The organism is Corynebacterium intestinale (genome assembly GCF_023574125.1).
Classification (GTDB): Bacteria; Actinomycetota; Actinomycetes; order Mycobacteriales; family Mycobacteriaceae; genus Corynebacterium; species Corynebacterium hesseae.
In genome coordinates, this window is record NZ_JAMKFF010000013.1 from 36,741 (window position 1) to 43,667 (window position 6,927).

The 6,927-nt window shown below is 59.9% G+C and carries 5 protein-coding genes and 1 pseudogene; 2 read left to right on the forward strand and 4 right to left on the reverse strand.

Features of this window, described 5'->3' with window-relative positions; all coding sequences use genetic code 11:
- Positions 1-5: 5 nt before the first annotated feature.
- The gene (gene uvrB / locus M5J06_RS11845) at positions 6-2,099 is read right to left on the reverse strand and encodes an excinuclease ABC subunit UvrB (RefSeq protein WP_144675061.1); all 2,094 of its coding nucleotides are present in this window, start codon (positions 2,097-2,099) and stop codon (positions 6-8) included.
- 88 nt (positions 2,100-2,187) lie between these two features.
- Positions 2,188-2,550 carry a DUF4259 domain-containing protein gene (locus tag M5J06_RS11850; protein WP_198530966.1) on the reverse strand — a complete coding sequence of 121 codons (363 nt, stop codon included), beginning with the start codon at positions 2,548-2,550 and terminating at the stop codon, positions 2,188-2,190.
- Between the two features lie 104 nt (positions 2,551-2,654).
- Between M5J06_RS11850 and M5J06_RS11855 the strand changes: the two genes are divergently transcribed.
- Complete coding sequence (locus tag M5J06_RS11855; protein WP_250224736.1) at positions 2,655-4,031, forward strand: glycoside hydrolase family 183 protein; 1,377 nt, start codon at positions 2,655-2,657, stop codon at positions 4,029-4,031.
- A gap of 41 nt (positions 4,032-4,072) precedes the next feature.
- Here the strand turns inward: M5J06_RS11855 and coaE are convergent, their stop codons facing one another.
- Positions 4,073-4,675: a dephospho-CoA kinase gene (gene coaE / locus M5J06_RS11860; RefSeq protein ID WP_250224737.1), complete on the reverse strand. Its 603-nt coding sequence runs from the start codon at positions 4,673-4,675 to the stop codon at positions 4,073-4,075.
- Positions 4,676-4,790: 115 nt separating this feature from the next.
- Positions 4,791-6,251 (reverse strand): 30S ribosomal protein S1, encoded by a 1,461-nt coding sequence (gene rpsA / locus M5J06_RS11865; protein ID WP_010190105.1) that lies wholly within the window; start codon positions 6,249-6,251, stop codon positions 4,791-4,793.
- A 241-nt stretch (positions 6,252-6,492) separates the two neighbouring features.
- Between rpsA and M5J06_RS11870 the strand changes: the two are divergent.
- Positions 6,493-6,807: pseudogene (locus tag M5J06_RS11870) on the forward strand (class I SAM-dependent methyltransferase); the annotation flags it as partial.
- Positions 6,808-6,927: the final 120 nt, after the last annotated feature.

Below are 6,927 nucleotides of genomic sequence, written 5' to 3' on the forward strand. Positions count from 1 at the left end.
GACTGTTAAATCCCGGCCTCTTTGAGTCCACGTTGCTCCTTCTTCAGGTCCGCGATCTCATCGCGCAAGCGCCCCGCCAGCTCGAATTTAAGCTCTCGGGCGGCTTCGCGCATTTGGGTCGTCAGGTCGTCGATAAGCGCCTGCACCTCATCGGCAGCCATGGAGGACACATCGGGCTTGTCGACGATTGCCGTGGGATCCGCCCCCTGCTCCTGCTCATCGGCGTTGTCGTAAACCTGGTCCAAAATGTCAGCGATCTTCTTGCGCAATGGCTGCGGGTCGATACCGTGTTCCTTGTTATAGGCAATCTGCTTTTCACGGCGGCGCTCGGTCTCCTCGATGGCTTCCTGCATCGAGTCCGTAATCTTGTCCGCGTACATGATGACCTCACCGGACACATTTCGGGCGGCGCGGCCGATTGTCTGGATGAGCGAGGTGGTGGAACGCAGGAAGCCTTCCTTGTCTGCGTCCAAAATGGCGACGAGTGAGACTTCGGGAAGGTCGAGGCCCTCGCGCAGCAGGTTAATACCTACGAGCACATCGAATTCACCCAAGCGCAGCTGCCGCAGTAGCTCCACGCGCTGCAGCGTATCGATATCCGAGTGGAGGTAGCGCACCTTGATGCCATGCTCCAGAAGGTAATCAGTGAGGTCTTCTGCCATGCGCTTAGTCAAGGTGGTGACCAATACACGCTCCTGCTTAGCGGTGCGGGCGCGGACCTCATCGATAAGGTCATCGATCTGGCCCTTGGTGGGTTTGACCGTCACCTTGGGATCCACCAGGCCGGTGGGGCGAATGACCTGTTCGACGAACTCGCCGCCGGAGGCCGTCATTTCAAAATCACCAGGCGTGGCCGACATGTAGACGGTTTGCCCCACGCGCTCCTCAAACTCATCAAAGGTGAGTGGCCGGTTGTCTACGGCAGACGGCAAACGGAAGCCAAACTCCACGAGGTTGCGCTTACGGGCCATATCACCCTCAAACATGCCACCGATCTGCGGGACGGTCACGTGGGACTCATCGATGATGGTAAGGAAGTCCTCCGGGAAATAATCCAAGAGTGTCGCCGGCGCCGAACCGGCAGGGCGCCCGTCGACGTGGCGCGAATAGTTCTCAATTCCGGAGCAAAAGCCCACCTGCTCGATCATCTCGAGGTCGTATTCGGTGCGCATGCGCAGGCGCTGCGCTTCGAGCAACTTGCCGCGGTTCTCCAGCTCCGCGAGGCGCTCCGCGAGCTCCTTTTTGATGTCCTCGATGGCACGGGCCATGCGCTCCGGGCCTGCCACGTAGTGCGTCGCGGGGAAGATTCGCACCTCGTCGACTCGCTCGAGAACATCGCCCGTCAACGGGTGGATGTAGTAGAGCTCATCCACGTCATCGCCGAAGAATTCGATGCGCACCGCACGCTCCTCATAGGCGGGGATGATATCCACGGTATCGCCCTTGACGCGGAAGGTTCCGCGCGTAAAACCCACGTCATTGCGCTCGTACTGGATATCCACGAGCAGGCGCAGGAAGCGATCGCGGTCAATCTCCTCCCCTTCCTCCAGCACGACCGAGCGGTCGAGGTAGGACTGCGGCGTGCCCAAACCATAGATGCAGGACACAGAGGACACAACGACAACATCACGGCGGGAAAGAAGCGCCGAGGTGGCGGAGTGGCGCAGGCGTTCCACGTCCTCATTAATCGAGGAGTCCTTCTCAATATAGGTATCCGTCTGCGCGATATAGGCTTCCGGCTGGTAGTAATCGTAGTAAGAAACGAAGTACTCAACGGCGTTGTGCGGGAGGAGCTGGCGCAGCTCATTTGCCAACTGGGCCGCCAGCGTCTTATTCGGCGCCATCACGAGTGTCGGGCGCTGCTGCTTTTCGATGAGCCACGCCGCAGTAGCGGATTTACCGGTACCCGTGGCACCCATGAGGACGACGTCGCGCTCGCCGCGGCTCAGCCGCTCATCCAGTTCCGCGATGGCGGCGGGTTGGTCGCCAGCAGGCTGGTACTCTGATTCAACACGAAAATCGGCCGAGCGCCGTTCGATTTCACCGACAGGACGGTGTTCCGAGACCGGCAGGATAGGGTGTTCAGCAGCAAAAGCCATGCCGACCAGTCTAACGCGCCGAAGCCTAAACCTGCTAGGTTCCGGCAGCTCAACAACCCAGCCACTGTGTGAGGCAAGAGAGAACGGTTTAGGGCAATACAGCACGCGTCGTGCGCAGCCACAGATCTAACTCACCCGTGGTTTCCCACAGTGCATAGATCGGGGAATTATTGGGCTCCATCGCAGTGTTAATTTTCTTGCGCAGCCAGGCCCGAGTCTGCGGTGTGCGCAGTGCTTTAACGGATTCGACACTGACTCCAGCGGGAAGTTTGTCCGCCGGGGACGTCGCCAGTGCGCCTAAGGCGATGACGACCTCGGCGTCGTCAACATCGATGGGAGAATCCACGCAGCTCTTCTTAAACGTGTCGAGGTCGAAGGAGCCATCACGAATTTCCGCGAGCGCTTCGCACGCGGCGTGATTATCAAAAGGCCCAACGTCCCAGGTTCCCATGGAGGGGCAGATTAAGCACTCAAGATGAACGGGGCACGAGCACAAGGTAAATTTTAGCCACCATATGCTTTAAAAGTTGCCGCTCTCCTTTAGAATCGGCTGGCATGAAGTTTCGTTCCCTCGCCAGCGCAGTGACCATCGCCGGTCTCGTGCCCGTCGCTATCGTGTCCCACACGCCCACCGCCCAAGCTTCTCCGTGTACGGCCTATTCGAAGTCCGGTAGCTTCACGTCGAAGCCCGAGGCCTCCGGGCCGGGAGGTGGCTCTTCGCTAGGAGGGCTCGACGCGCTGCTGGGTAGCTCCTCTCGTTCGAGCAGTTCAGGTGACTCCGCAGCACCACAGCGCAGCAACTATAACCAGCGCCAAATCACCGGCGGACCGACCCAAATCATGCAGCTCATCACCGGTTCCGGTTCCCCGAACCGCACCGACCAAAAATTCGACATTTCCGGAACCGACCTCGGCATTGCCTACTCTGACAACGCGGGCCGCTCCTACTACGTCTTCGGCGATTCCATGGATTGTTCGAGCGACGGTGATGGGTGGCGTTCCAACCTCCTCTTGCGCACGAGCGACCACGACTATGGTGATGGCCTGCGTCTGGAGGAGGCGCTGACTAATTCCGGATGGTCCGCCAATGGCCGTGCAAAGGAGTTCATCCCCTCCCAGAAGGTGGGAGATCAAGATACCAACGGCGAGCGCACCACCATCCCCACGGCGGGCATCGTGGTCGACGGCGTGCACTACATCGACTACATGTCCGTGCGCTCTTGGCACGACCCGAAAACCGGCTGGTCAACCAACTTTGGTGGGACCGTGAAGTCGACCGACGGCGGAGTCACGTGGCGCGCGGTACCGGAGGCCACACGCACTAACGCTAGCCACGGGACGAACGCTCCCATTCCCGGCGGCGCAAACTACCGCCCAGGGTTCGAAAAGCTGCAGCAATCGGCCTTCATCGAGCACGACGACTATATCTACCGTTACTCCACGGGAAACGGCCGCCGTGGCCCGGCATATTTGTCCCGCGCGTTGAAGTCTGAATTCCCCAACGAAGATGCCTTCAGCTACTACTCAGATGGCTCATGGGTGAAGGATCCCGCGCGGGCCACCGAGGTGCTCGATGGCAAGGTCTCCGAGCTTTCCGTGGCCTACAACCACTACTTGGGCAAGTACGTCACCATGTATGGAGTGGAGGGAGAGGGCATCGTCATGCGCACCGCGGATAGCCCCGAAGGACCATGGTCACCGCGCCGCATGCTTGTGAGCGCGAAGACCACCGAGGTTGTCAGCGGCGAGCCACTCAATGACACGTACGCGCCCTTCGTCCTGCCAAACCAGGATGACCAGCACCTGTATTACACGCTGACATCGTGGCACGATTACAACACCATGCTGATGCGCACTGACCTTGATTTCGTGGGCGAGGACATGGAAAACAACGACCACATTGCAGTCTCTGACGTCGTAGCAACGCGCTAGGTAACGACGCGCGCTAGGTACTTTGCCAGAAAGCTGCGTGCCTAACCTAGGCGGGCGCGCAGCTTCTCGACGACCCCCTCGACCTGCTCACCCAGTGCTTCGCGAGGGCCGTTGTTGTCAATGATGAAATCAGCGGCAGCACGCCGCACATCGTCCGGAATCTGCGCCGCGATCCTACGACGCGCGTCCTCCTCATCCAGCCCGCGGTATGCCACCAGGCGGCGCACACGCTCCTCTGCGTCAACGTCAACAACAATGGTGGCGTCCATATCCTTGTGGAGTCCTTTGTCCACGAGGAGCGGCATATCGTAGACCACGAAATCGGCACCGGCTTGCCGCGCTGCGTCGAAGCGGGCTTGGGTTTCCTCGTTAATGCGCGGGTGCGTAATCGAGTTGAGCACAGCGGTCTTCTCGTGGCTAGAGAAGGCACGGGAAGCTAGTAACCCCCGGTCCAGGCTCCCGTCTTCTTGGAGAATGTCGTCCCCGAAAGCCTGCGCCAGTTCTGCGAGCGCTGGTTGACCCGGTTCAACAATGTCCCGGGCTATCTGATCGGCATCCACTAATTCCCAGCCGTGGCGCACGAGAAGCTGCGCCACAGTCGATTTTCCGCTGCCGATTCCGCCGGTGAGTCCAATGAGTTTCATACCGGCTTAGGATACGCGAAAGGCCGCCCCTCCCACAGCGGGGAGAAGCGGCCTTTCTGCAAGAACTAGATCGTCTCGGACTAATCGGCGGAGCCTAGCCGAGAGGACTTAGTTTTTAGTTGCCAGCGAGCTTGTCGCGCAGAGCAGCAAGCTGCTCGTCGGAAGCGAGGGAGCCGCCAACCTCTGCCTGAGAATCGGATGCCGGAGCTGCATCCTGAGACTCGGAAGAGTAGTTGGAGTTGGCAGCGGACTCGGCGGCCTCAGCGGCTGCAGCACGGTTGCGCTCGATCTGAGCGGTGTGCAGGTTGAAGCGACGCTCGGACTCTGCGTAGCGAGCCTCCCAAGCCTGGCGCTGCTCGTCGTAGCCCTCGAGCCACTCGTTGGTCTCCGGGTCGAAGCCCTCCGGGAACACGTAGTTGCCCTGCTCGTCGTAGGAGTCAGCCATGCCGTACTTGGACGGATCGAACTCGTCGGTGTAGTCCTCGTCTGCCTGCTTAACGGACAGGGAGATGCGGCGACGCTCGAGGTCGATGTCGATGACCTTGACCATGACTTCCTGGCCAACGTTGACAACCTGGTCCGGAACCTCCACGTGGCGCTGAGCCAGCTCGGAGATGTGGACGAGGCCCTCGATGCCCTCCTCGACGCGAACGAAGGCGCCGAACGGAACGAGCTTGGTGACCTTGCCCGGGACGATCTGGCCCACAGCGTGGGTGCGGGCGAAGACGCGCCACGGATCCTCCTGGGTTGCCTTCAGGGACAGGGACACGCGCTCGCGGTCCAGGTCGACGTCGAGAACCTCGACGGTGACCTCGTCGCCCACAGTGACAACCTCGGACGGGTGGTCGATGTGCTTCCAGGACAGCTCGGAAACGTGAACCAGGCCGTCGACACCGCCGAGATCGACGAAGGCGCCGAAGTTGACGATGGAGGAGACAACGCCCTTGCGGACCTGGCCCTTCTGCAGCTGGTGCAGGAACTCGGAGCGGACCTCGGACTGGGTCTGCTCGAGGTATGCACGGCGGGACAGGACAACGTTGTTGCGCTGCTTGTCCAGCTCGATGATCTTGGCCTCGAGCTCCTGGCCGATGTACGGCTCCAGGTCGCGGACGCGGCGCATCTCAACGAGGGAAGCCGGGAGGAAGCCGCGGAGGCCGATGTCCAGGATGAGACCACCCTTGACAACCTCGATGACGGTACCGGTGACCGGCTCTTCCTTGGCGTGCAGCTCTTCGACGGCGCCCCAAGCACGCTCGTACTGTGCGCGCTTCTTGGACAGGATCAGACGGCCTTCCTTGTCCTCCTTGGTGAGAACAAGTGCGTCGATCTCGTCGCCGACCTCGACAACCTCATCCGGGTTGACGTCGTGCTTGATGGAGAGCTCGCGGGACGGGATGACGCCCTCGGTCTTGTAACCGATGTCGAGCAGGACCTCGTCGTGGTCAACCTTGACCACGGTGCCCTCGACGATGTCACCATCGTTGAAGTACTTGATGGTGGCGTCGACAGCTGCGAGGAAGTCCTCTGCGGTTCCGATGTCGTTGATCGCAACCTGAGGGGTGTTAGAAGTTGGCATGTAGTTATGCTCCGAATAAACGTAGGAGATCGTAATTGGACAGTTACGCGTCTCTTGAAAAGCGTCATTAAGCAGCGCGAATGCGCAAGGCTTAAGATGGATTTCAATCCCGACTCGCAGCCGTGCCGAGCTCTCCTACAGTAGCCCAGCGCGTCCCGAGTCATAGACACGCCCGTATAACCCTACATCCTCGCAGCTAAAACGGCAAATGCGCCATGGAAAAAGAATTGGGAAAGGAAGAATGTCTGCAGCAGCGTTTTCGGCATCCTCTGCCAACCGAGATTTTTGGGATCGTGACGCCGATTCCTACCACGCGGAGCATCCCGAGTACCTATCCTCTTTCTACTGGTGCCCGGAAATGCTGCATGAGGCTGAGGCGCAGCTGCTTGGTGACGTCTCCTCCGCCACCGTTCTCGAGCTGGGTTGCGGCTCTGCGCCGTGCACGCAATGGCTGCAAGGACGCACGCACTTTGCGACGGGTTTTGATCTCTCGTCGGGAATGCTCTCCCATGCCGCGCCCGAGCTACCACTAGTCCAAGCTGATGCCCTAGCGCTGTGATGTCTATGGAGTTTTTGGACACGGAGTCTAATGGCTTTTTGGACGGGGAGTCCAGATAGTTTTTGGTCACGGAGTCCAAAGACTTCCTTGTCGTGATGTCTCAAGACTTTTTGGACA